General features: G+C 53.8%; 30 protein-coding genes. 14 read left to right on the top strand and 16 right to left on the bottom strand.

Features of this window, described 5'->3' with window-relative positions; translation table 11 throughout:
* Window positions 1-15: 15 nt before the first annotated feature.
* The 11 genes from hisS to trmJ form a co-directional block, all read right to left on the bottom strand.
* Window positions 16-1,320: a histidine--tRNA ligase gene (hisS, locus tag M8006_RS13080; RefSeq protein WP_284047056.1), complete on the bottom strand. Its 1,305-nt coding sequence runs from the start codon at window positions 1,318-1,320 to the stop codon at window positions 16-18.
* A 72-nt stretch (window positions 1,321-1,392) separates the two neighbouring features.
* Window positions 1,393-2,508 (bottom strand): flavodoxin-dependent (E)-4-hydroxy-3-methylbut-2-enyl-diphosphate synthase, encoded by a 1,116-nt coding sequence (gene ispG / locus M8006_RS13075; protein WP_250082898.1) that lies wholly within the window; start codon window positions 2,506-2,508, stop codon window positions 1,393-1,395.
* Between the two features lie 8 nt (window positions 2,509-2,516).
* On the bottom strand, window positions 2,517-3,641 hold the full coding sequence (locus M8006_RS13070; protein WP_250082897.1) for a RodZ domain-containing protein: 1,125 nt from the start codon (window positions 3,639-3,641) through the stop codon (window positions 2,517-2,519).
* A gap of 73 nt (window positions 3,642-3,714) precedes the next feature.
* Window positions 3,715-4,410 (bottom strand): type IV pilus biogenesis/stability protein PilW, encoded by a 696-nt coding sequence (pilW, locus tag M8006_RS13065; RefSeq protein ID WP_250082895.1) that lies wholly within the window; start codon window positions 4,408-4,410, stop codon window positions 3,715-3,717.
* A gap of 134 nt (window positions 4,411-4,544) precedes the next feature.
* Window positions 4,545-5,708, bottom strand: coding sequence for a dual-specificity RNA methyltransferase RlmN (gene rlmN / locus M8006_RS13060; protein WP_250082893.1), 1,164 nt, complete (start codon window positions 5,706-5,708; stop codon window positions 4,545-4,547).
* Window positions 5,709-5,835: 127 nt separating this feature from the next.
* Window positions 5,836-6,261 carry a nucleoside-diphosphate kinase gene (gene ndk, locus M8006_RS13055; protein WP_250082892.1) on the bottom strand — a complete coding sequence of 142 codons (426 nt, stop codon included), beginning with the start codon at window positions 6,259-6,261 and terminating at the stop codon, window positions 5,836-5,838.
* A gap of 186 nt (window positions 6,262-6,447) precedes the next feature.
* Window positions 6,448-6,774, bottom strand: a complete 327-nt coding sequence (locus M8006_RS13050) for a HesB/IscA family protein (protein ID WP_250082891.1) — start codon at window positions 6,772-6,774, stop codon at window positions 6,448-6,450.
* A gap of 29 nt (window positions 6,775-6,803) precedes the next feature.
* On the bottom strand, window positions 6,804-7,964 hold the full coding sequence (locus M8006_RS13045; RefSeq protein WP_250082889.1) for an aminotransferase class V-fold PLP-dependent enzyme: 1,161 nt from the start codon (window positions 7,962-7,964) through the stop codon (window positions 6,804-6,806).
* A gap of 32 nt (window positions 7,965-7,996) precedes the next feature.
* On the bottom strand, window positions 7,997-8,467 hold the full coding sequence (gene iscR, locus M8006_RS13040) for a Fe-S cluster assembly transcriptional regulator IscR (RefSeq protein WP_250082887.1): 471 nt from the start codon (window positions 8,465-8,467) through the stop codon (window positions 7,997-7,999).
* 76 nt (window positions 8,468-8,543) lie between these two features.
* Window positions 8,544-9,407, bottom strand: a complete 864-nt coding sequence (cysE, locus tag M8006_RS13035; RefSeq protein ID WP_250082886.1) for a serine O-acetyltransferase — start codon at window positions 9,405-9,407, stop codon at window positions 8,544-8,546.
* Window positions 9,408-9,537: 130 nt separating this feature from the next.
* On the bottom strand, window positions 9,538-10,290 hold the full coding sequence (gene trmJ / locus M8006_RS13030) for a tRNA (cytosine(32)/uridine(32)-2'-O)-methyltransferase TrmJ (protein WP_250082884.1): 753 nt from the start codon (window positions 10,288-10,290) through the stop codon (window positions 9,538-9,540).
* Window positions 10,291-10,535: 245 nt separating this feature from the next.
* Here trmJ and M8006_RS13025 point away from each other — a divergent pair, with 245 nt between their 5' ends.
* Window positions 10,536-11,330, top strand: a complete 795-nt coding sequence (locus tag M8006_RS13025) for an inositol monophosphatase family protein (protein WP_250082883.1) — start codon at window positions 10,536-10,538, stop codon at window positions 11,328-11,330.
* A gap of 232 nt (window positions 11,331-11,562) precedes the next feature.
* Here M8006_RS13025 and secF read toward each other — a convergent pair whose 3' ends face one another.
* The 5 genes from secF to queA form a co-directional block, all read right to left on the bottom strand.
* Window positions 11,563-12,489: a protein translocase subunit SecF gene (secF, locus tag M8006_RS13020; protein WP_250082881.1), complete on the bottom strand. Its 927-nt coding sequence runs from the start codon at window positions 12,487-12,489 to the stop codon at window positions 11,563-11,565.
* A 31-nt stretch (window positions 12,490-12,520) separates the two neighbouring features.
* The gene (gene secD / locus M8006_RS13015; RefSeq protein WP_250082979.1) at window positions 12,521-14,377 is read right to left on the bottom strand and encodes a protein translocase subunit SecD; all 1,857 of its coding nucleotides are present in this window, start codon (window positions 14,375-14,377) and stop codon (window positions 12,521-12,523) included.
* A 161-nt stretch (window positions 14,378-14,538) separates the two neighbouring features.
* On the bottom strand, window positions 14,539-14,865 hold the full coding sequence (yajC, locus tag M8006_RS13010; protein WP_250082879.1) for a preprotein translocase subunit YajC: 327 nt from the start codon (window positions 14,863-14,865) through the stop codon (window positions 14,539-14,541).
* An 87-nt stretch (window positions 14,866-14,952) separates the two neighbouring features.
* A complete protein-coding gene (gene tgt / locus M8006_RS13005; protein WP_430886830.1) occupies window positions 14,953-16,071 on the bottom strand; it encodes a tRNA guanosine(34) transglycosylase Tgt in 1,119 nt (372 codons plus the stop codon).
* Between the two features lie 34 nt (window positions 16,072-16,105).
* On the bottom strand, window positions 16,106-17,137 hold the full coding sequence (gene queA / locus M8006_RS13000) for a tRNA preQ1(34) S-adenosylmethionine ribosyltransferase-isomerase QueA (protein WP_250082876.1): 1,032 nt from the start codon (window positions 17,135-17,137) through the stop codon (window positions 16,106-16,108).
* A gap of 141 nt (window positions 17,138-17,278) precedes the next feature.
* Between queA and M8006_RS12995 the strand changes: the two genes are divergently transcribed.
* The 13 genes from M8006_RS12995 to M8006_RS12935 all read left to right on the top strand — a co-directional run bounded on the left by M8006_RS12995 (window position 17,279) and on the right by M8006_RS12935 (window position 23,549).
* Window positions 17,279-17,638, top strand: coding sequence for a RidA family protein (locus M8006_RS12995; protein ID WP_250082873.1), 360 nt, complete (start codon window positions 17,279-17,281; stop codon window positions 17,636-17,638).
* Between the two features lie 105 nt (window positions 17,639-17,743).
* Window positions 17,744-18,643, top strand: a complete 900-nt coding sequence (locus M8006_RS12990) for a hypothetical protein (RefSeq protein ID WP_250082872.1) — start codon at window positions 17,744-17,746, stop codon at window positions 18,641-18,643.
* A 31-nt stretch (window positions 18,644-18,674) separates the two neighbouring features.
* Window positions 18,675-18,977: a hypothetical protein gene (locus M8006_RS12985; protein ID WP_250082870.1), complete on the top strand. Its 303-nt coding sequence runs from the start codon at window positions 18,675-18,677 to the stop codon at window positions 18,975-18,977.
* A 79-nt stretch (window positions 18,978-19,056) separates the two neighbouring features.
* Window positions 19,057-19,272 (top strand): hypothetical protein, encoded by a 216-nt coding sequence (locus tag M8006_RS12980; RefSeq protein WP_250082867.1) that lies wholly within the window; start codon window positions 19,057-19,059, stop codon window positions 19,270-19,272.
* Window positions 19,273-19,323: 51 nt separating this feature from the next.
* Window positions 19,324-19,626: a hypothetical protein gene (locus M8006_RS12975; protein ID WP_250082865.1), complete on the top strand. Its 303-nt coding sequence runs from the start codon at window positions 19,324-19,326 to the stop codon at window positions 19,624-19,626.
* Between the two features lie 536 nt (window positions 19,627-20,162).
* Window positions 20,163-20,720, top strand: coding sequence for a hypothetical protein (locus tag M8006_RS12970; protein WP_250082862.1), 558 nt, complete (start codon window positions 20,163-20,165; stop codon window positions 20,718-20,720).
* 10 nt (window positions 20,721-20,730) lie between these two features.
* The gene (locus M8006_RS12965; RefSeq protein WP_250082860.1) at window positions 20,731-21,432 is read left to right on the top strand and encodes a C39 family peptidase; all 702 of its coding nucleotides are present in this window, start codon (window positions 20,731-20,733) and stop codon (window positions 21,430-21,432) included.
* 80 nt (window positions 21,433-21,512) lie between these two features.
* Window positions 21,513-21,734 (top strand): hypothetical protein, encoded by a 222-nt coding sequence (locus tag M8006_RS12960; protein WP_250082858.1) that lies wholly within the window; start codon window positions 21,513-21,515, stop codon window positions 21,732-21,734.
* Between the two features lie 121 nt (window positions 21,735-21,855).
* Complete coding sequence (locus tag M8006_RS12955; protein WP_250082856.1) at window positions 21,856-22,116, top strand: hypothetical protein; 261 nt, start codon at window positions 21,856-21,858, stop codon at window positions 22,114-22,116.
* Window positions 22,100-22,309, top strand: coding sequence for a hypothetical protein (locus M8006_RS12950; RefSeq protein ID WP_250082855.1), 210 nt, complete (start codon window positions 22,100-22,102; stop codon window positions 22,307-22,309). Before M8006_RS12955 ends, M8006_RS12950 begins: the two co-directional genes overlap by 17 nt.
* Before the next feature lie 33 nt (window positions 22,310-22,342).
* A complete protein-coding gene (locus M8006_RS12945; RefSeq protein ID WP_250082852.1) occupies window positions 22,343-22,585 on the top strand; it encodes a hypothetical protein in 243 nt (80 codons plus the stop codon).
* 62 nt (window positions 22,586-22,647) lie between these two features.
* Entirely contained in the window at window positions 22,648-22,863 is a 216-nt protein-coding gene (locus tag M8006_RS12940) for a hypothetical protein (protein ID WP_250082850.1), read from the top strand.
* Window positions 22,864-22,991: 128 nt separating this feature from the next.
* Window positions 22,992-23,549, top strand: a complete 558-nt coding sequence (locus M8006_RS12935) for a hypothetical protein (RefSeq protein ID WP_250082849.1) — start codon at window positions 22,992-22,994, stop codon at window positions 23,547-23,549.
* Window positions 23,550-23,715 lie beyond the last annotated feature (166 nt).

The following is a 23,715-nucleotide window of genomic DNA, read 5'->3' as shown; positions in this document are numbered from 1 at the left end:
CCTTTACCGCGTCGATTAGATGCCGAGAAATTGACGTAGTGTCGCGGCGAGCTCCATTTGATCGATACGCTGCTGTTCGCGACTATCGCGCAGGAATTTCAACGTGACTTGTTGCGCTTGCTGTTCATCTTCGCCGAGTAATAGCGCATAAGGCGCGCCGCTTTTGTCAGCCTTTTTCATCCGGCTTTTGAAGCTGCCGCCGCCGCAATGTAGCTGTAAGCGCAGTTCGGGTAACGCGTCTCTGAGCTGTTCCGCCAGCGTAAGCGCCGTGGCGGTGGTGCTTGCATCCATCGGTACGAGGTAAACATCGCAACCGCCGAGCGCTTCGTCAGGAATCAACTCTAAGGTTTCCAGCAGCAAAATCAGCCGCTCAATGCCTAGGGCAAAGCCTACCGCTGGGGTTGGCTTGCCGCCTAGTTGCTCGACCAGGCCATCGTAACGGCCGCCAGCGCATACTGTGCCTTGGCTACCGAGTGCGGTAGTGGTCCACTCGAATACCGTGCGGCTGTAATAGTCTAAGCCACGTACCAGGCGCGGGTTGACGACGTACGTAATGCCCGCCGCATTGAGCATCGCTTTCAGCTGCTCGAAGTGCTCGCGTGATTCAGCGTCGAGGTGGTCCATTAGCTGCGGTGCGCCGTCGAGCATTTCGGCCATGGCCGGATTTTTGGAATCCAGAATGCGCAGCGGATTGGTGGTTAGCCGACGTTTGGCATCGTCGTCTAATACGTCGCGGTGTTGCTCAAAGTAGGCAACGAGCGTGTCGCGATAGGCACTGCGCGCTTCACTTGAGCCTAACGAATTGAGTTCGAGCGTCACGTGCTCGGCAAGCCCTAGCTCTTGCCATAAGCGAGCGGAAAGCAAAATGACTTCCGCATCAATATCCGGGCCGTCGAAACCGTAGGTTTCCACCCCGACCTGATGAAACTGGCGGTAGCGGCCTTTTTGCGGGCGCTCATGGCGAAACATCGGCCCCTGGTACCAAAGTCGCTGGGTTTGGTTGTGCAGAAGGCCGTGTTCCATTGCCGCCCGTACACAACTTGCCGTGCCTTCGGGGCGCAGGGTGAGGCTGTCGCCGTTGCGGTCGTCGAAGGTGTACATTTCTTTTTCGACGATATCGGTGACTTCGCCAATCGAGCGGGCAAACAGAGCCGTCTGCTCAACAATCGGGGTGCGTATCTCGTCAAAACCGTAGCGCGTCATCAGCGCACGCACTTTAGCCTCAAAAAACTGCCAGCGAGGGCTTTCGCTGGGCAAAAGATCGTTCATCCCGCGAATGGCTTGAATTTTCTTCGCAGGTTTAGCAGCGGACTGGCTCAATGAAAGCTCCTTCTTAGGTACGCTTTTTCAGTACGTCTGTTGAATCGCGTCGCGTGTTCTGTATGGCCGCATTCAGTCGCTGCGGGCAATCGTGTCTTTTTCGCGTTGCTCTTTTTCATCGACCTTCTCGCGGATCAAACGCTCAAGGTCATCGACCAGATGGTCATTACGCATCTTGTTGGCAGGTTTGCCGTCGATGTATACCAAGTTGGCCGGCGACCCGCCGGTGAGGCCGATATCGGTTTCTTTGGCTTCGCCGGGGCCGTTGACCACACAGCCAATCACGGAAACATTCAGCGGCGTCATCACGTCTTCCAGCCGCTCTTCGAGCTGGTTCATGGTGTCGATAACGTCGAAGTTCTGGCGCGAGCAGCTGGGGCAGGCGATAAAATTGATGCCCTTGGCGCGCAGCTTGAGGCTTTTGAGCATATCGAAGCCGACTTTGACCTCTTCTACCGGGTCGGCGGCAAGCGACACGCGGATGGTGTCACCGATGCCGTCCATCAAGAGCATGCCAAGGCCAATCGACGACTTCACCGTGCCCGAGCGCAAACCGCCGGCCTCGGTGATGCCTAAGTGCAGCGGTTGCTCGATGCGGCTCGCGAGGTCGCGGTAGGCGCCCACGGCCATAAACACATCGCTTGCTTTAACGCTGACCTTGAAATCGGGGAAATCAAGACGCTCAAGATGGTCGATATGGCGCATAGCGGATTCGACCAGCGCGGCGGGCGTTGGCTCACCGTATTTTTTCTGTAGGTCTTTCTCAAGCGAGCCAGCGTTGACACCTATGCGAATCGGAATGCCATTATCACGGGCCGCGCTCACCACGGCGCGCACCCGCTCTTCACGGCCGATATTGCCGGGGTTGATGCGCAGGCAATCGACGCCCAAATCGGCGACACGTAGCGCGATTTTGTAGTCGAAGTGGATATCCGCCACCAGCGGGACATTGACCTCGCGTTTGATCTTGCCAAAGGCGTCGGCTGCGTCCATGTCGGGCACCGAAACACGCACAATATCGGCACCGGCGGTTTCCAGGCGACGAATTTGCGCCACCGTGGCCGCGACGTCACAGGTGTCGGTATTGGTCATGCTCTGCACGGAGATGGGGGCGTCGCCGCCGACCGCGACATTGCCAACGTGAATTTGGCGCGAAAGACGGCGTTTAATCGGAGAAGGGGCGTGCATACGGCGGATCACTCTCCCAAGGTAAAGCGGGCAACATTGTTGGCGCCAGCGCGCGCTTCAAGGTCGACAACGTCGCCTTGGTAACGCAGCTCAACGCCGGTGGCGTTGCCCACGGTTAAACGAAAAGGCGGCTCACCTTCGACACTGGCGGTGGTGCCGGGTTCTTGCAGGCCAACGAAAACGCGCTGATTATTGGTATCAAAAATCTCGGTCCACGACTGCTGGTTGAAGGTAAGCTCAAGCGTGTTGGACACGTTGGTGCTGGCGTCATCAGCGGTATCTTCAGCGAGGCCTTCACTAGGCGACGCTTGTGGCTCTTCAGGAACAGGCTCAACGGATGCGCTTTGGGTGAGCGATGCCGTGTTGCTAGGCGCTTCGGTTGCCGTCGGCTCGGGTGTCGCATCCTCACTCGACATCGGCTCACTGACGTCAGCGGCTGTGCTATCTGGCGCACTATTTTCTGGCTCTGAGCTTTCTGTTACTGAACTTTCTGTTACTGAACTTTCTGGTGCGGTGTCTTCTTGGAAAGTACTGTCCTGAAAAGTACTGTCCTGAAAAGTACTGTCTTGAAGAGTGCTGTCTTGCATAGCACTTTCTGGTGCAGGTGTTTCCGACACAGCGTCCTCTGGGGTCGTCATCTCAGGCAGAGTGTCGCTTTGTGTGGGCTCCTCTATCCCCGGCGGGGCGCTGCCTCCGCGGCTTTGCCACCACATTACCGTCACGCTAATTAGCCCAATAATAATCAGAAGCGTTACCAGTTTGAACAACAGCGCGCCCATGCGCGAGGGCGGTTTGGAAGCGGATACGGGCGTGATGGTGCGCTCGGCCTCTAGCGAGCCATGGCGCTCTTTGTACGCCTCTAGCACTGGCGTTTCATCAATGCCAAGGTATTTGGCGTAGGCGCGCAGATAGCCACGGCGATAGGTGGCGACGGGGATTTCGTCGTAGTTGCCGCGCTCAAGTCCATCCATCACAGCGGGGCGCAGATGCAAGGCATCAGCCGTTTCTTGAAGCGATAGCCCTAACTTTTCGCGTTGCGTCTTAAGCTGCTCCCCTGGGGAGGGGGTGCGCGGTTCTTCGGGTAGCTCTTTGTGTAGCTCTTTGTGTAGCTCTTTTGTGTTTGCGTCGCTCATGGCTGAGCATCCTTCATTAAAAAACGGGTGATCAGGGCAGCAGTAACATTAACTTAGCACTATCGAGATGTGCTTAATTTAACTGACCCAGCTGGCGCTGATAATCGGCGGCCTTATCAAATTCGCCGCGTGCCCTGGCGATTTCAACCGCCAACTCAAGCGCTGCGCGATTGGGCGCGGCCAGCTGCATAAACGTTTGAAGTGGCGGCCAGGCTTGGGACATATTGCCCTGTGAAAACGCGAGTTCGGCTAATAAAAAATAACTGCGTGCGTGTCGCGGATCGATCTGTTGAGCGCGCTCAAAACGCTCGCGCGCCCGTTGTGTGTCTCCTAGCGCGGTATAGCACTGACCTAAATTGGTAAATAGTTGGGCGCGGCGTGCATATTGCGCATCTTGTGAGGCTTTCTCAAGCTGTTCGCAGGCGCGCGGGTAGTCGGCCTGCTGATAAAGGAAGGCCGCGTAATTATTGCGCGCCTGGGTAAAATTGGGGGCGACATCTAGCGCTTTTTGAAAATGCTCGTCGGCGAGCGCTGTGTCTCCCTGTTGCTGGTAAACCAGCGCCAGCGCTTGAAGCGCTTCGGGGTGTTTGGGGGCAATCTCAAGGACGTGGTCTAGCGCGTTGAGCGCGCGCGATAAGTTCTCGCGCTCTAAATAGGCAACCCCGAGCTGGGTATAAGCGTTGGCTGCCTTTGGCTGGTTCTCTGGGGAGGTATCGCTTAACGAGGCACAGCCAGTTAGCCATAGCGTGCTGACGATTACGGTCAACATCGGTGCCCTCAATGGGCGGTTTGGCCAGCGGCGACTGATCATCAAGATCCTCAAAGGCAGCGTTAATAAAAAACGTGTCTATCAAAGCGCCGTGGCCGACGTAAGTCAAGCCAACAGCGCAAGACGATACCTATTTAGTCGGCATCAAGCTGGATCGATTGGATATGGCGCGCACTGCGCTTGGTACGGTCTTTTACCCGTCCCACTAGCTGGCCGCAGGCGGCATCGATATCGTCGCCGCGAGTAGTGCGTATCGGCGCGGAGTAGCCGAGCTCAAAAAGCCAATCCTGAAAGCGCACGCACTGGTTCCGCGATGGCTTTTCGTAGCCGGAATGTGGGAACGGGTTAAATGGAATCAGGTTGATCTTGCAGGGCAGCTCGTTGAGCAGTGTGGCCAGTTCTTCGGCGTGGCGCTGCTGATCGTTGACGTCTTTAATTAGCGTGTACTCGATAGTCACATTGCGTCTGGCATCGCTTTTTGCCAGGTAGCGGTGGCAAGCATCGAGCAAGCTGCGAATGTTGTACTTACGGTTAAGTGGCACGAGCTCATTGCGCAATTCGTCATTGGCAGCATGCAGAGAGACCGCCAAGCTCACATCAAGCTCATCGCCGAGCTTGTCGAGCATCGGCACCACCCCGGAGGTAGAGAGCGTTACTCGGCGCTTGGAAAGACCGTAACCGTCATCGTCGAGCATCAGCTTCATCGCCGGCACGACGTTGTCGTAATTCAGTAGTGGTTCGCCCATGCCCATCATCACCACGTTAGTGACCGGGCGGTTGGCGGTGTCTCGGCGCGGGCCGACGCTACGTTGCGCTACCCACACCTGGCCGATAATTTCGGCGGCCGTAAGGTTGCGCTGAAAACCCTGCTTGCCGGTGGAGCAAAAACTGCAATCCAGCGAGCAGCCGACTTGAGACGACACGCACAGCGTGCGGCGCTTGCCGTTATCTGCAGGGATCAGCACGGTTTCCACGTAGCTGCCATCTTCCACCTCAAGCACCCATTTTTGCGTGCCGTCGTTGGAGGAGCCCTCATACACAACCCCTGGCCCGCGCACTTCAGCGACGCGGGCGAGCTTTTCGCGCAGCGCCTTGGAGAGGTTGGTCATGGCTGAGAAGTCATCAATCCCCTCAAGGTGAATCCACTTCATCACCTGGCTGGCACGGAACTTCTTTTCGCCAATGGAGAGAAAAAACGCCGCCATCTGCTCGCGAGACATGCCTAGCAGGTTTTCGCGTTCAGGCGTGGCGGAAGCCAAAGGTGCAGCGGGCGTATGTTGGACAACGGTGGTGGTCATGGCGGTCAGCATTTAGGAAAGAGGCAGGCGTGGGGAGCCTGCGTAAATGGCCGGCAACAGACAAAGTGGCGGCACAGGCGCCCCATAACGTAAAAAACGGGAAGGCCTGCGCCGCGCGCCAGCGCGTTTAGCGCGGGCAGATTTCGTCGTTACTGAAGAAGTAGCTAATTTCGCGCTCGGCGCTTTCCGGCGAGTCAGAGCCGTGAACGGCGTTGGCGTCGATAGTTTCGGCAAAGTCTGCGCGGATGGTGCCGGGCTCAGCGTCTTTCGGGTTAGTCGCGCCCATCAGGTCGCGGTTTGTCGCGACGGCGTTCTCGCCTTCAAGCACTTGAACCACAACGGGGCCAGAAGTCATAAAGCCCACCAGGTCGTTAAAGAACGGGCGCTCTTTATGCTCGGCATAGAAGCCACCGGCTTTGTCGTTATCGAGGTGCAGCATTTTGGCAGCCACGACCTTAAGGCCAGCCTTTTCAAAGCGAGTGACAATCTCGCCAATCGCGTTTTTGGCTACAGCATCGGGCTTGATGATAGACAGTGTACGTTCGGTCGCCATGTTGATCTCCTAGTGATGAATAAAACGGCGGTATGAAAACCGGTTGATAACAGAAATCGCCGCCCTGGTAGGCCAGGGCGGCACAGGAAAATGAGTCAGCGGCTTGGCTGAGTAGGCGCGATTATAGCGCTTCCCAGCGGCAATGAATACGGGTGTCTTGCACGGTGGTATCCGTCGCCTTTTGCGCTACACCGTGAAGCTTTCGCCGCAGCCGCACTCATCTTTGATGTTGGGGTTGTTAAACCGGAAGTAGCGATTGAGCCCTTCGTTGACGTAGTCGACTTCACTGCCATCAAGCATGTCGAGGGCTTCTTGGTCGACGAAGACCTTGACGCCGTGCTCTTCAAAGCTGATGTCGCCTTCATGGGTTTCATCGGCGAAGTCGAGCACGTAGCTGTAACCTGAGCAGCCACTGGGTTTAACCGAAACGCGCAGGCCGAGTCCTTGGCCGCGCTCGTCAAGCACGTGATGAATCTGCTCGGCGGCAGCGGGGGTAATATTGAGCGTTGCCATAAGGCACCTCCTAAAAGATCGTTCGCTGATTAGCGCAGGCCGGTGACCGCGTGATGAAGTACGTGCAGTACATGGTCGATATCAGCCTCGCGGGTAAAACGCCCGAAGCTAAAGCGTAGCGAGGCAAGGGCGAGCCGACGCGGCACACCGACGCCGAGTAATACATAGGACGGATCAACGCTCGCTGAGTTGCACGCTGACCCGGTAGAAACCGCAATATCGCGCAGCGCCATTAAAAGCGCCTCGCCGTCCACGCCGTCAAAAGCGACGTTGAGAATATTGGGCACGGCATTTTCCGGCGGTGAGTTGAGATACACCCCGCCTAGCGTGTCCAGGCCAGCAAGAAAACGTTGTTTCAGTGCGGTAATGTGCGCTTGTTCGTCGGTGGCTTGCTCGCGTAGCAGGGTAAAAGCCTCGCCCATACCGGCGATCTGATGCGTGGGTAACGTGCCCGAGCGCATGCCGCGTTCGTGGCCGCCACCGTGAATAAGCGCCTCGACACGAATATCCGGATGGCGCTTAACAAAAAGCGCGCCGACGCCTTTGGGGCCGTAGGCTTTGTGCCCGGAGAGCGACATCAGGTCAATCTGCTGGGCGGCTACGTCTAAGTCGATGCGCCCAATCGCTTGGGCCGCATCGGTGTGAAACGCCGCGCCAAATTCATGCGCCACAGCGGCAAGAGCGGCGATGTCGTTGATACTACCCAGCTCGTTATGCACCGCCATCAGCGATACCAGCGCCGTGTCGTCGCGCATAGCGTCGCGCAGCTGATCTGGTTGAATGCGCCCATCACGCGCAGGGGTGAGCCAAGTCACCTCAAAGCCTTCTGCTTCCAGCGCCTTCGCGGTATCAACCACGGCTTTGTGTTCGATGGTCGACGTCACCAAGTGCATGCCGTGCTCGCGGTTTGCGCGCATAAAGCCTGTGAGCGCAAGGTTATCCGCCTCGGTGGCGCCGCTGGTCCAGACAATTTCGCGCGGGTCGGCGTGAATGCTATCGGCCACCTGCCGCCGCGCCTGCTCGACTGCCTGCTCCGCTTGCCAGCCTAGCATGTGGCTACGCGAGGCGGGGTTGGCAAACAGCTGGTCAACGGTGAGGTAGCGCTGCATCACGCTGACCACGCGTTCATCCACTGGCGTGGTGGCGGCGTAATCGACATAAATGGGCAGCGAGGGCATCGTCTGGGACATGTTCATTTCACGGTTGAGGGTTACGTCACGCTTTACGTTACGTTGAGCGTCGAAATACTGGCGTCGGCTCGTGCTTGTTGTCGCATTGCCACTTGGCGTACGTCGCCACGTTGCATTAGCTGTGCCAAGGTGACGTCATCAAGAAACTGACGAATCTGGCCCGATAACTCGCACCACAGATGGTGGGTTAAGCAGGTGTCGCCCTCTTGGCAATCGGAGAGCCCTTGGCAGCGCGTTGCATCGACGGTTTCGTTAACTGCGTCAATGACCTGCGACACACTGATGTCGCTGGGTGTTTGAGCAAGAAAGTAGCCGCCGCCAGGTCCGCGCACGCTCTTGACCAGCCCGGCGCGGCGCAAGCGCGCAAACAGCTGCTCAAGATAAGAAAGTGAAATCCCTTGGCGTTGGGAAATATCGCCGAGGCTCGTTGGGCTTGCGTCAGCATTGAGCGCCAGATCAAGCATGGCAGTAACGGCGTAGCGGCCTTTGGTCGTCAATCGCATGGCGGCACCTCAACGCTGTCACACAGCGTCCTTGCGGCAAATGTCTCGCCATTATGGGAAAGCCTGACTGCTTTGGTCAACCTTTACCCGAAGGAGGCGGTGTTTTAGGGGTGTCGTCAGCGCTTGCGCTGCGGCGGCCGACGCCGGGGCAGCCGGTATCCGCTTCATCAAGAATCTCGGCGAAATCCTCGTCGCGAAGCTCGGGTAAGCGGCCCCCACGGTAGCTCGCATCCAACTTGGAAAGCGTTGAACACATGCGTTCGATGCGTTCATCCACTGCGTGCATATGATCGAGCATGGCCTGCATGGAGCGCGCGACCGGGTCGGGCATGTCTTGGCTAACGCCATAGGCATCAAAGCCGAATTTCTGGCGAATCGCTTCGCGCCGTGCCGGGTCGATATCCAGCGCTTCCTCGCTATCCGGGTCGGCGCGTTTGACGATTTTGCCCGGAATACCCACGACGGTCGCGCCAGCGGGGACCTCTTTGGTCACTACTGCATTGGAGCCAATCTTAGCGCCGGTGCCGACGGTAAACGGGCCAAGAATTTTGGCACCGGCACCGACTATCACGCCGTCTTCAAGCGTGGGGTGACGCTGACCTTTGTGCCAGCTGGTGCCGCCAAGCGTGACGCCGTGATAGAGCGTGACATCATCATGGATGAGCGCGGTTTCACCAATCACCACGCCCATGCCATGGTCGATAAAAAAACGTCGGCCGATGGTGGCGCCGGGGTGAATCTCAATACCCGTCAGCCAGCGGGAAAACGTTGACAGCGTACGCGCTAACCACTTGGCATTTTTGTTCCACAACCAATGGTTAAAACGGTGCAGTAGCAGCGCGTGCAGGCCAGGATAGTTGGTCAGCACTTCAAAAAAGTTGCGCGCCGCCGGGTCGCGGTCAAATACGCTGTTAATGTCTTCACGTAGGCGTGGGAACATGGGAGTGTCCTGTGAAACGGTCAGGCCCGGTATCGAATACCGAATCGTAGTGAATAGCGTATGGTGCGGTCAGGGTCGGCGCCATTCAAGCCCTCGCGTTTATCTAGCCGCACTAGGAGCGTCTGGTGAGTTATGGCGTCTCTGATCGGGTTATCTTTTTCTCCGTCGCGCTCAGAATACCCCGCAGGATATTAAGCTCCATCTGTTCGGGGCGCGCGCGTAAATATAGCCGCCGCAGGCGTGCCATCAGCTGACGCGGCTTGTCGGGGTCGTGAAACTCAACGGCGACCAAGGTGCGCTCTAAGTGCGCAAAGTAGCGCTCCAAATCGGCATGAGAGGCGAGGTCGCTGCCGTTTTCTTCCGCTGTCGGCGTTGTGGTTGGCGCGGTTTCAAGCCACGCCAAGCGGCACTCGTAGGCAATCACTTGCACGGCGGCGGCGAGATTTAGCGAGCTAAAATCCGCATTGGTGGGAATGTGTACGTGGGCATGGCAGCGCTGAAGTTCGGCGTTGGTCAACCCACTATCCTCACGGCCAAACACCAACGCCACGCGGGCGTTGTCGTGCTGGCACTCTTCGGGCAAGTGGGCGGCCAGCTCTCGTGGGGAGACCATTGGCCACGGCAGCGTGCGCGAGCGTGCGCTGGCGCCTACGGCGAGCGTGCAGTCGGCGACGGCGTCTTCCAACGTGGGATGAACCGCTGCTTGGTGCAGCAAATGATCCGCGCCTGATGCGCGCGAGATGCTCTCCTGGGTGATCGGCTCGCAGCGCGGCGCGACCAACGCAAGGTCGCTTAACCCCATGTTGTGCATGGCTCGGGTGACAGCCCCGATATTGCCTGGATGGCTGGTCCCAATCAGCACGATGCGAAGACGCTCAAGCATAGAAAAAGTCCGGTAAGGCTCAAAAAAGAAAGGGGTATCGCATCGGGTGGTGTTTTGTCGGCGCCCGATGGTGGTCAAATATGGCGATAAAGTGTAGCACGACGAAGGTGCCGCGTAGAAAGCGCATAGCGACTTTGGTCGGCTTTTGCTAGAATGGTGCGCCTAATAGGTGGCGAATGCCGCTCAATGATTTGTCCCGTTCTTTAACATTCTGTTTTTTACAGACGACTGCACAAGGTCCGTTCATGAATCCGATGGTCCAGTTTACCCTGCGCGCTGCGCGCAGCGGCGTTGAACACTTTCTCCGCATCCGAGAGCGCATTGAAAATGCGTACGACGAAGTCAATCTTGAACGCTTACTCGAAGAGGCCGCGCGTAAGGCTGAAGCAACCGTTGTGCAACAGCTCGAACGCGGCTATCCGCATCACGGCTTAGTCGGCCATTATACCGACCATAAAGCCGGCGAAGGGGAAGGCGAAGAGACCGTGTGGAAAATTGAGCCGCTGCACGGTTATTCCAATTTAGCTGTGGCGGGTAAAGGGTTTGCCTTTTCTGTGGTGTGCCTGGTTAAGGGGCGTTCCGAGCACGCGGTGGTCATCGCGCCGTTTGCCGATGACGAATATATCGCCAGCCGCGGGCGTGGCGCCCAGTACAACGGCAAACGCATGCGTGTTAGCAAATCGACCGCGGTTACCGGTACGCGAATGGCGCTGAGCTTGCCGGGAAGCGAGCTACGCCAGCGCCATCTTCCGACGTATTTAACGCTGATGCAGCAGTTGGCCCCGCAGCTTGACACGCTGGTGGCAACGGGTAGCGGCTTGTTAGATATTTGTGAAGTGGCCACCGGGCGCGTGGACAGTGGCTTTGTGCTGGGTCTGGAAGAACAGGATATGCATGTCGGTACCTTGCTGCTTAAAGAGACCGGCGCGCTAATAGGAACGCCTGCGGGCCAGCCAATAATCAAGCCTGAAGGCCAGCTAATGGCGGCCGGCCCGCGCCTTTACAAGGCGCTGATGAAGCAGCTGGCGCCGCATTTGTAGCGTCCAAATCTAGTGCCAAAATCTTTAATTCGCCCGATAAATCGGGCTCCTACAATTGGTTGCAACCGTTACTGTTCGCCTGATAAATCAGGCTTCTACAGTTTGATTCATCTAGTAGGAGCGCAATTCATTGCGCGATGGCGGTAGTAACAAAAACGCCCCGCTAGCATTACGGCTGGCGGGGCGTTTTTGTTGGTGCCGTGTTTTAGTGAGGTAAAAAAGAATCGCCTATTTAGGGCAGTTCTTCTTCCTCTTCGTCGATCTCTTTGCGCGAGGGGATTAAGTCTTCACGCGTAAGCTTCAGCGGTAGCAAAAGTGCACCCGAGATATAGATAGACGAGAACGTCCCCACCACGACGCCAATTAGCAGAGCGATGGCGAAGTTCTCGATCATATCGCCACCCAGAAAGAGCAGTGCCAACAGTACCAATAGCGTCGTACCGGATGTGGCTAGCGTACGCGAAAGCGTGGCATTGATCGCTTCGTTAAAGATCTGCGGCATGTCATCAATCTGCGACGTGCGAATTTGCTCACGAATACGGTCGTAGACCACGATCGTATCGTTAAGCGAGTAGCCGATGACGGCGAGAATTGCCGCCAGCACGGTGAGGTCGAAATCAATACCGAACAGCGCAAAAGCGCCGATCACGATAATCACATCGTGTAGCAGGGCCATGAGCGCGCCGATGGCGAACTTGTACTGAAAGCGAAAAGCGACGTAAAGCATCACCACACCCAGTGCGATCAGCATTCCCATGCCGCTTTGATCGCGCAGTTGATCCCCTACTTGGGCCCCCACGAACTCGGCGCGCACAAGATCAACATTTGTGCCCTGGTCGCGCAGCAGGCCAACAACCCGCTCGCCTACATCGGGGTCAAACGCTTGCTGCAAGCGAATAAGCACTTCCGTTGAAGCGCCAAACGTTTGTACGGCGACATCGCGAAAGCCTTGTTCTTCAAGCAGTTGGCGAATGGCGTCAAGCGATGGTGCGCTACTGTAGCGCACTTCGATGAGTGTGCCGCCGGTGAAATCCAGGCCTAAATTAAGCTGTTGAAAAAACAGGGCGCCAATCGCGATTAACAGCAGTACGCCGGACACGATAAAGGCGAACTTGCGTCGCCCCATAAAATCGATTTGCCGGTCTGTGAACGGTTTCATTTTTACCTCGTGATGTCTGGGCTGAGCGGGATTAAATCCACAGCTTTTTGACTGGTTTGCCGCCGTAGGTCAGGTTGACCATGGCGCGTGTGACCAGCAGCGCGGTGAACATGGAGGTCAAAATGCCGATAGATAGCGTGACGGCAAAGCCTTTGACCGGCCCGGTGCCAATCGAGAACAGAATCACCGCCACCAAGAGCGTAGTGATATTGGCATCCACGATAGAGGTGAAGGCGCGCTCGTAGCCAGCGTGAATGGCTTGCTGGATAGACAGCCCGTTGCGGAGTTCTTCGCGTATGCGCTCAAAAATCAGCACGTTGGCGTCTACGGCCATGCCCAATGTCAGCACAATGCCGGCAATGCCGGGGAGTGTGAGTGTGGCGCCAAGCATCGACATTACCGCCACCAACAGCGTTAAGTTAAACGCCAAGGCGACATTGGCGAATACGCCAAAGATCTTGTAGCGTACCAGCATAAAGAGCACGACCAGCAGCAAGCCTATCTGCACCGACATGATGCCGCGCTCGATATTTTCCTGACCAAGGCTTGGGCCGATGGTGCGCTCTTGGGCAAAGTAAATCGGCGCGGCCAACGAGCCGGAACGTAGCAGCAGTGCAAGCTCAGCGGCTTCATTTGGGGAGTCTAACCCGGTAATGCGGAAGCTGTTACCCAGTGCGCTTTGAATGGTGGCGAGGCTGATAATGCCGCGCTCCACATAAGGCTCACGAACGGTGGTCTCTTCACCGGTTTCTGGGTCGATCACCGTGCGTTCTTCGCTTTTGTGCTCGATATACAGCACCGCCATGTTGCGGCCGATATTGGTGCGCGTGGCGCGGTTCATCAATGTGCCGCCAGTGCCATCCAGATCAATGTTGACTTGCGAGCGACCGTTTTCGTCAAAGCTGTGGTTAGCACTAGAGACGCTGTCGCCGGTGATGATCAGATCACGCATCAATTCAGCGCTACGCGAGGGCTCGTTGCGGAAGGGTAGGCTTTCGGTTTCGTTATCGGGCGTGTCGGGGCGCGCTTCAAGGCGAAATTCCAAGTTCGCCGTGGCGCCCACGATTCGCTTAGCGGCTGTGGTGTCCTGGACGCCGGGGAGTTCCACCACGATCTGATTGGGCCCTTGGCGCTGGACGAGCGGCTCTGCAACGCCTAACTCGTTGACACGGTTGCGCAGCGTGGTGAGGTTTTGATTGATGGCGTAATCTTGAATTTCATTGACCGATTCATCGGTCAGCGCCATTTCCAAGCGTGCGCCGCGGCCCTCGCCTTCGCTTTGATAGTCAAAGTCGGGGAATTCGCGTCTGATCAGGCTGCGAGCGTTATCGCGATCTTCAGCGTCAATAAACTCAAGCGAAATACTGCGCTGTTCAATGTCAGTGTCGCGGTAGCGAATACGTTCGTCGCGCAACAGCTCGCGTATGGCGCTGGCGTTCACTTCCAAGCGCTGAGTGAGCGCAGCCTCCATGTCCACTTCAAGTAAAAAGTGCACCCCGCCGCGCAAATCAAGGCCGAGCGTCATCGGCGATGCTGAGAGCGATTGCAACCAGCCTGGCGTGGCTTCGGCAAGGTTGAGCGCAACGGTCACGTTGTTACCGAGCGTCTCGCTAATGAGGTCGCGCGCGCGCAGCTGATCGTCGTCATTTTGCAGACGAATGAGCCACTGACTCCCGGTTTTTTCGACGGCTTTTACGGCGATGTTGTTGTCAGCTAACGTACTTTCTACACGCTCGATATCGCGTTGTGCCACTGCGATATCGTTTTGCGCGCTGCTGATTTGAACGGCGGGATCTTCTGGAAATAGGTTAGGAAGTGAGTAGATCAGACCAGCCACTAAAATGACCAGTATCATCAGATACTTCCACAGGGGATAACGGTTGAGCATGCAGGCCCTGCCTTCAACGTCAAACGGAACGCCGTGTATCGCGGGTGCGAGACACGGCATAGTTCACCATCTTATAGCGCTCACCATCTTTTAGACGATGGCACCCCTGCCGGGGTGGCTGGCGCTAGCTCGTCAGGCACTGGCCGGCAGGGTGGGTGAGCTTAGATGGACTTGATGGTGCCTTTGGGCAGCACGGCGGCAACGGCGTTCTTTTGCACGTTAACTTCGGTGCCGTCCGCTACTTCCATGCTCAAGAACTCATCGCTGACCTTGGTGACACGGCCGACTAAGCCGCCGCCGATCACGATTTCATCGCCCTTTTCCAGGTGGCTGATGAGCTGTTTATGTTGCTTGGCGCGCTTGGACTGTGGCCGCCACAAGAGGAAGTAGAAAATCGCCACGAAACCGACCAGCATCACAATTTGAGCGATACCGCCGCCGCCAGCCGCCTCTTGGGCGAGGGCGGGAGAGATGAAAAAATCCAGCATTGAGTGAACTCCTAGTTAACAACGCGTTGATGGCAAAGGTTGAGTAGAACGTGTTAATCAAGCGGCCAGCCAAGAGGCTGGCAGCGATTAATTTGGGGCGGGAGGCACTGGTAGACCGCGCTGAGCATAGAAGCCTTCCACAAAGGTCGTCAATGTACCCGCTTCAATAGCTGCGCGCAAATCCGCCATGACACGCTGGTAGTAGCGCAAGTTATGCACGGTATTGAGCATGGAGCCGAGCATCTCATTGCAGCGGTCAAGGTGGTGTAAGTAACTACGCGAGAAGTGCTGGCAGGTGTAGCAATCGCAGCCTTCCTCAAGCGGGCGGGTATCAAAGCGGTGTTTGGCGTTGCGAATTTTGACCGTGCCATCAGCGGTGAATAAGTGGCCGTTTCTGGCGTTGCGGGTCGGCATCACGCAGTCAAACATATCCACCCCGCGGCGCACGCCTTCGACCAAGTCTTCCGGCTTGCCCACGCCCATGAGATAGCGCGGGGTATCATCGGGCATCCAAGAGGGGAGGTAATCCAGCGTTTTGATCATCTCTTCTTTTGGCTCGCCGACCGAGAGCCCGCCAATCGCGAGGCCATCAAAGCCAATATCTAATAGGCCGTTGAGCGAGCGCTCGCGCAGCGCCGGGTGCATGCCGCCCTGGATGATGCCGAACAACGCTGAAGGCGAGTTGCCATGCGCCTCGCGCGAGCGTTTGGCCCAGCGAAGCGAGAGCTCCATGGATTTTTCGGCTTCTTCGAACGTCGCCGGATAAGGTGTGCATTCATCGAAAATCATCACGACATCAGCGCCAAGGGCGCGCTGTACGGCCATGGATTCTTCCGGCCCCATAAAGACTTTGGCGCCGTCGACGGGGGAGCGAAAGTGCACGCCTTCTTCGGTGATTTTGCGCATTTCGCCGAGCGAAAAGACTTGAAAGCCGCCCGAATCGGTGAGAATGGGTTTTTGCCACTGCGCGAAGTCGTGCAAGTCGCCGTGGGCGTCGATGACATCGGTGCCGGGGCGCAGCCACAGGTGGAAGGTATTGCCGAGAATGATCTCCGCGCCGATCTCTTCCACCGCCGCCGGGGTCATCCCTTTGACGGTGCCGTAGGTGCCCACCGGCATAAACGCCGGTGTCTCAACCGTGCCACGGGGAAAGTGTAAGCGCCCACGGCGGGCACGGCCGTCATCGGCTAAGCGCTCAAAGCGCATAAAGCATTCGTTTCGCATCACAATAACTCGTTAATTAGCGCGTAAGCAGCATCGCGTCGCCGTAACTGAAAAACGCATAGCGCTCCCTCACTGCGGCGCGGTAAGCATGCATGATGTTCTCATAGCCGACAAAGGCAGAGACCAACATTAACAGCGTCGATTCTGGCAGGTGGAAGTTGGTAATCAAGACATCCACGCAGCGCCACTGATAGCCAGGGTAGATAAAAATATCGGTATCGCCGCTGAACGGGGCAATCTGACCGTCTGGGCTGTTTCGGCAGGCGCTCTCCAAGCAGCGTACGCTGGTGGTGCCGACCGCGACGACACGCTTGCCCGCCCGTTGCGCGGCGCGCACTTTTTGGCATGCCGCCTCGCTAACGTCGATCCATTCGCTGTGCATGTGATGCTCGCGGATGTCGTCCGCGCGCACTGGCTGAAAAGTGCCGGCGCCGACGTGCAGCGTGACAAAGGCGCTGTCGATGCCTTTTTCTGCCAGCGCATCGAGCAGCGGTTGATCAAAGTGAAGCCCCGCCGTGGGCGCCGCGACGGCGCCATCGCGGCGGGCGTAGACGGTTTGATAGCGCTCGCGGTCGCTGAGCTCATCTTCGCGGGTAATATAAGGCGGCAGCGGCATGTGGCCGTGTTTTTCTAACAGCGCAATCATCGGCGTTTCGCCAAGAAAACGTAACTCAAACAGCGCATCGCGGCGGTCTTCGACCACGGCGTGAATATCGCCCTCGAAAATAAGCTCGGTACCCGGCTTAGGGGATTTGCTCGAACGCAGGTGGGCCAGGCCGCGATGAGCGTCCAGTGGCCGCTCCAAGAGCATTTCCACCTTGCCTCCGCTGGCTTTGTGGCCGTGCAGGCGCGCCGGAATCACGCGGGTGTCGTTGAACACCAAAAGATCCCCCGGCTCAAGAATCTCGAGCAAATCGGTAAAACGGCGGTGTTCTAGGTGGCCGTCGCGGCCATCCACGCACAGCAGGCGGCAGTCGCTGCGCTGCTCAGAAGGATAGCGAGCAATCAGCTCTTCGGGTAGCGCGTAGGCAAAATCGGCACGCTGCATGAAACGGCCCTTATCGGTGGTCAAACAGGCGGCATAGGATAGCGCTTCACGTCGGGAAAGTCAGTCGGCTTGCGTGCCGATTGCGAAGAGAGTGGGTAAGATGAGTCGCTTCCATCCCATTACGTTTTTTGAGGTTTTTTTATGTCTATCCAGCGTCACGATACCAAAGCCCGCATGAGCCGTGCGGTGATCCACAACGGCGTGGCCTATCTGTGCGGCCAAGTGGCAGGCCCGGAAGCGCGTCACGGTGATATTGCCGAGCAAACCCACAGCATGTTGGCCCGCCTGGAGGCGTTATTAAAAGAGATTGGTGCAAGCCGCGAGCAGCTTTTAACCGCGACAATTTACCTGAAAGACGGCAGTGATTTTGCCGCCATGAATGACGTCTGGTATGCCTGGGTGCCCGACGGCTATGCGCCTGCCCGCACCTGTGTCTGTGCGCCGTTACCGGCGGATGAGCTCAAGGTAGAAATTACCGTCACCACGGCGGTAAATGCCTGAAGTGGCTGATTGATCAGCCCTCGCCTTCTTCGCCTAAAGACGGGGGTTAAAGTTTGAATGAGAATCAATTATATTTACATAGATAATTGATTGATGGGGTCCAGCATGGAAGCTGTTTTGTTGCGTGATAACATTTTGCGTGTGGGGCTTGTAAGCTTTCTAACAATGGTGTCGTCAGTTGCCGCTGCGGATCTACCACTGACGGTTGAAGAGCTTATTACCGATAAAGGCAAATTCAAGATTGATGCCTCTCTGTCTTACGCCAACAATGAGCGGCAGGGGGTAATGGCTGGCGAGCCGGTGACTATCCAAACCGGTGAAACCTCATTCATCACACTTCCTACTCAATTTGGTGAATCCAAACAGAATATTGATGTACTGGTGGGTACCCTCGGGTTTCGTTACGGCGTGAGCAATGAAGCAGAGGTGTATGCACGCTCCAGTTACTTATATAAAAGTGTTCGTTCCGGTGGTCTTTCAGAGGTAGAAAAAAACAACGAAAATCGATTAGTGGATTCATGGTTGGGTTTGAATTACCAGTTTTCACAAGATAACGATACGCCTGCATTTCTTGGTTTTGTTGAAGGCGCGCTTTATGAAAAGCACCAGCAAAGCCATTCTTCCGGTAAGTCATGGAAAGTTGGTGCAACAATTTATCGCGCCATTGACCCCGTAGTGCTCTCCCTTACATCGTCTGTTCAATGGAACCAAGAGCGTGACGATGGCGGGATTAATTTCCAGCCGGGCAACCATGCTTCACTAAGGCCATCGGTGGCGTTTGCGGTAAATGATCGCGTTACCCTGACCACCGGGTTTCAGTGGATGAGCCGACAGGCAGACCGCTATAACAATCAGCCACAAGGATTTCGCCAGACGAGCACAGACGTAACGCTCGGTCTCGGCTACGGCGTCTCGAAGGGCAACACATTGAATTTGACCTTCCAGGCAAATGCTTCAGGAAGAGGCGGTTCCGACCTGAGGCTGAATTGGCTTTATGCCTTTTAATTTTCTGTCAAACGACAAGGAGCAAAAGAAAATGAAAAAAGCCGTTATTGCAACATTGTTAAGTGGCGCTATTGCCGCCCCGGCGTTTGCCGCCAGCGAAAGCAATCTGGCTGATGCCGATAAGGTATTCAACATGGATAATGCTCAAACGATGGAGTTGGCTGCACTTTCGTCGGAAGAGATGAAAAGTACAGAAGGAGAGTTAGTCCCGTTCCTAAGCTTGGGCCTTGCGCTGGGTACAAACTTTACCGCAAGATCAGTAGGTGGGTATTTCGCTACTCGAGCTGCTACTATATTTGGAGCTTATTCATTAGGCGATTCCACTTTTTGGTAATAAACAAATACATATTTTGTACGCTGGCTCGACCCACGCGGTCGAGTCAGTTTGATTAATAAACACATTGGGGTTTCTTATGAAAAAAGTGAGTTTTTTTGTAGGAAAGCTGGTAAGAAATGTTGGTATTGTGTTTGTGAAAAATAGATTTTTTGCTTTAGGTCAACTTGGATTTTGGGGTTCGGCGGCTTATATGTATTCCGGCTCCTTCGTTGGTTCATTTTTATACTTTGTTTTTTTGGTTAATTTTTTGTATGTGGCCATTGGGGTTGAGTTTTTATTCAAAAGTAAGTGATGTTTGATAGTTTTAAACCTACGTGAAGTGACGAAGAGACAGAAAAAGAAAATGAAAAAAGCCGTTATTGCAACATTGTTAAGTAGCGCTATTGCCGCCCCGGCGTTTGCCGCCAGCGAAAACAATCTGGCTGATGCCGATAAGGTATTCAACATGGATAATGCTCAAACGATGGAATTGGCTGCACTTTCATCGGAAGAGATGGAGGAAACTGAAGGCTCAATCCTTCCTTATGTATTATTTGGTGCATCTATGTATGGTCATTTTACAGTGCGTACACTTGGTGCATATTATGCGCAAAGGATTGGGTTTATGGGAGTTTCTTATGGGGTTTTCGACTATTGGGGGCGGTGATATTTGAATGCAATGGCGAGCACAGTTATAAACTGGGCTTGTTTTTTCAAAAACTTAAAAATGAGGCTGTCACAATGTCTTTTTCCTTGGAAAGTGTTGGTAGAAACCTTTTGCTTAATAAAGGTGTTTGGGTTTCTCAGGTCTTTGTTTGGCAAAGCATTTCTTGCTTTGTTTTTGAAGCTGGTTCTTTGGTGTCATATTTTTTTCATTTTGGCTCTGCTGTGCTTCTTTTGTACATCTATCTTGGTTTGCGAGGTTTGTCTATAGTTTGTGAGAGTTGAAAAATTTTTTTTGGCTTTAGATGTTATGGGTAATTGATGTGTTTGTGAGTCTTTTGGTTGGTTTTCTTGCTTCGTTGATGACTGGATTGGTAAGCGTTCTATTTGTTAAGTGCGCGGTAAGAAAAGAGTCTAAGTGGTATCTTTTTGCAAGGCATTTCTTGGTGGTTTTCGCTGCTACAGTGGCAGGTATTGCCGCGATAAATTACATGGGTATTTCGAGTTTTAAATAGTCTGTTAAAAAAAAGGTAGCTGAATATGATTAAACCTGCAATTTCTCTTTTCTTTCTGCGGAAGCTGTCTTTTTCGCATTTTGACTTCCCTCGCTGGCAGGCGGTGGCGGCTATTACCTTGATTGGGCTTCTGGCGGGCCTTGATCCCAATATGCGAGCGACGCCACCCAATGTACCGCCCATGCCGGTCTGGCAGGCGCTTTTATTGGGGGTGATATTAGTCTGGGTGGTTTTCCTTGTGGTTTTAAGGATATTACGCTGGTGGATGAAACGTGGTGGCCGCTGGGATGGTCAGGGGGATTTGTTCAACTTGGCTGCGGCGTCCTGGCTGGTGGCTGATACCTTGGGCGCGGGTCTGACAGCCTTAGGCGTGCCTTATCTGTGGACGCTGCCGCTGTGGCTTTATTCATTATGGGTCGGCGCTAACGCTTTGTCGGGAGCCATTCCCAAGGCCAGTTTTGGCTACAGCATCGGCGGTATTGTAGTTGGCCTGGTGCCTGCTGTGCTGGCAATGTTTGCCGTCTCTATCGTGCTGGGTATTGTCATGGCCATGTTGTTGCCTGGCCCACTTGGTATACATTAAGGATGATGGCATGACGCCACTTTTACGCTGGTTTTCATTCAAAAAGCTGTTGCTACTGTATGCGGTTATATTTATTTTGCTGCCTGTTTCAGCAACGGCGTCAGATTCCGCGTATATCAGTAATGCTCATTTACGTGGGTCTATTGGCATCACAAGCTGGAAATCATTACGCGATTCGGAAGTCGTCAAACAGGATCTTGATGCTTCATGTGGTGCGGCATCGGTGGCAACGATTCTTAATGAACATTACGGTCAATCAATCACCGAGGAAGAAGTGTTAGATGCCATGGGCGTTTTAGATGATGAAAATGAAGATGGAATGGCCTCTTTTGATGATCTCGCCAATGCCCTGACGGAGTTTGGTTTTCGAGGCGTTGGGTATGCGGCATCATTCAACCAGCTTACCCAGTTAAAAATCCCCACTATTGTCTATACAAAGCACCGTAAGAATGATCATTTTTCCGTCTTGCGTGGGATTGATGATGATACGGTTTGGCTGGCAGATCCTTCGCTGGGTAACCGTACCTATAGCAAATACCAGTTTCTGGATATGTGGGAAACTCGCGACGACTCAGTATTAAAAGGCAAGATTCTGGCGATTGTGCCGCTTGATGAAGGTACTCAGAGCGCAGAAGATTTCTTTACCACCCAGCCACGTCGGCAAACGGCTCAGGCGGTAAAGCAGCAGGCTTTTCGGGCTCATAGCCCTTGAAAGACCTGCGCTTTTTTAGATAGCCGTCCCTGGGTGGTTGATATTTTAAAGACTAATTAATTATCCGGGACCCTAAAGCTATGAATAAAGAAATTTTGCTAGGTGTTTTTATTTTCCTTTCTTTGACAGCACTTTTTAGGTTTTTTATATTGCCAAAATTTATTTCAACCCCAGATGAAGGAAGTAGTTTGCTACACAATTTGTTGTGGGGAGTGCCGTTTCTTTTTGTGTTTATTAGTGCGATTCTTTTTGTTGAGTTTATTTTTGATTTTTTCGGAATTGTTCCTTCGAATGATGACTGATTTTATTTTCGGTTTGTGGTGTTATTAAAGTGGTGTCAAGGTTGAGTCTGCTTTTTGTTTGTCTTGATTTGCAAGACTTGGCGAAATTGTATGAGAGTTGGAGGCGAATTTTGAGGTTTTTATGTTTGAATTTTTTGGTGCGCTAGTGGATTCTCTAGCCGGTTATATTGGTGGTTTGTTTTCTAAAGATAAGGTTACCGCCTTGTTTTCATCATTGATTATTGGTTTTGTTTTTTTTGCAGGATATTTTTTGTATGAGTTTTTTTCACCAGGTGATATTTATAGAAAAAATGTTATTTCTTTGTTTTTTATTTCTTTGGGAGTGTCTTTTTTGGTTTATTTGTTTTTGGTTTTTTGTGTCTGGTATGAAAAAAATAAATAAATGGCTCTTCGTCGTTGGGTATGTCTATTTGGTATCAGGTGGTAGTGATCCCAAGGGGTTTTTAAGCTCAGCGGCTGGTGGTTTTGCAGCAGGTGCGATTTTTCCAGCTAGAGGAATTTCATCGGCAGCAGCAGTATTCACTACTTCCTTTGTTGGTACAGGTACGACGAACTATATCGACAGTAATTGGTAGTTTTGATCTGTGAATGGGTTTTTGGGGCTATCCATGTGGGTAGCCCTCAACCAAAGGGCACAGGATTTAGTAGGCATGGATTTGTTCTATTTTTTTATTAAATTTTTTATTCTTATGTTTATTGGCTTTGTCTCAGCGTGGCTGACTTATGTTTTTCTTGCTTTTTTGGGTTTTAGAAATAAGGGGGTGCAATATTTAGTAATGAAATTTCTAGTATTTTTTGTCGCTATGTTTTCTGTTCGTATAATGCAGGGGGTTCTTTGGGGAGTGGGTTAGTATAAGGGATTTGGAAAAGCTTTTTTTATTAAAAATGGTTTTTTTATCGAAAGGAGGAAGGGGTGGATTCAGAGTTTGTTAAAACAGTTGCTGGGGTTTTATTTGCTTTTGCTGTTACAGCAATATTTAGGTGGTTTGTGATGCCCAAGCTTAACCTCGTGCCAAATGAAGATGGGAGCAATTTCTTTTTTCAAGCGTTAATGGTTATTGTGGTTGTCTCTATATTTGTTGGCTCATTGCTTTTAGGTCAATATATAATTGGGATGATTAGCAATTAAAACTTGGTGCTTTTTTTGCAAGGCATTTCTTGGTTGTTTTCGCTGTTACAGTGGCAGGTATTGCCGCGATAAATTACTTGGGTGTTTCGAATTTTAAATAGACTGTTCATAAAAAGAGGTGGCTAAGTATGATTGCACCTGCAATCTCTCTTTGCTTTCTGCGGAAGCTGTCTTTTTCGCATTTTGACTTCCCTCGCTGGCAGGCGGTGGCGGCTATTACCTTAATTGGACTTCTGGCGGGCCTTGATCCCAATATGCGAGCGACGCCACCCAATGTACCGCCCATGCCGGTCTGGCAGGCGCTTATGTTGGGGGTGATATCCGTCTGGGTGGTTTTCCTTGTGGTTTTAAGCATATTACGCTGGTGGATGAAACGTGGTGGCCGCTGGGATGGTCAGGGGGATTTGTTCAACTTGGCTGCGGCGTCCTGGCTGGTTGCCGATACTTTAGGTGCGGGTCTGACCGCTTTGGGCGTGCCTTATCTGTGGACGCTACCGCTGTGGGTCTATTCGGTATGGGTCGGCGCTAATGCATTGTCAGGAGCTATTCCCAAGGCCAGTTTTGGCTACAGCATCGGCGGCATTCTAATTGGTTTGGTGCCTGCTGTGCTGGCGATGTTCGCCGTCTCTATCGTACTGGGTATTGTCATGGCCATGTTGTTCCCTGGCCCATTTGGTTTACATTAAGGATGATGTCATGACACCACATTTACGCAGGCTTTTATTTACAATGGTTCGGACAGTTTTAAAGAAAGCCTGATGCTCAGATAATGGGGTCTCTGACAACATCACCACCCGAGCACAGGCTTTCATGGAAATAGTCAATACGGTCTTGCAGCAGATGTCCAGCCTC

The organism is Halomonas llamarensis (assembly GCF_023555005.1).
Lineage (GTDB): Bacteria > Pseudomonadota > Gammaproteobacteria > Pseudomonadales > Halomonadaceae > Vreelandella > Vreelandella llamarensis.
This window is presented reverse-complemented; position numbering and strand designations above follow the sequence as displayed.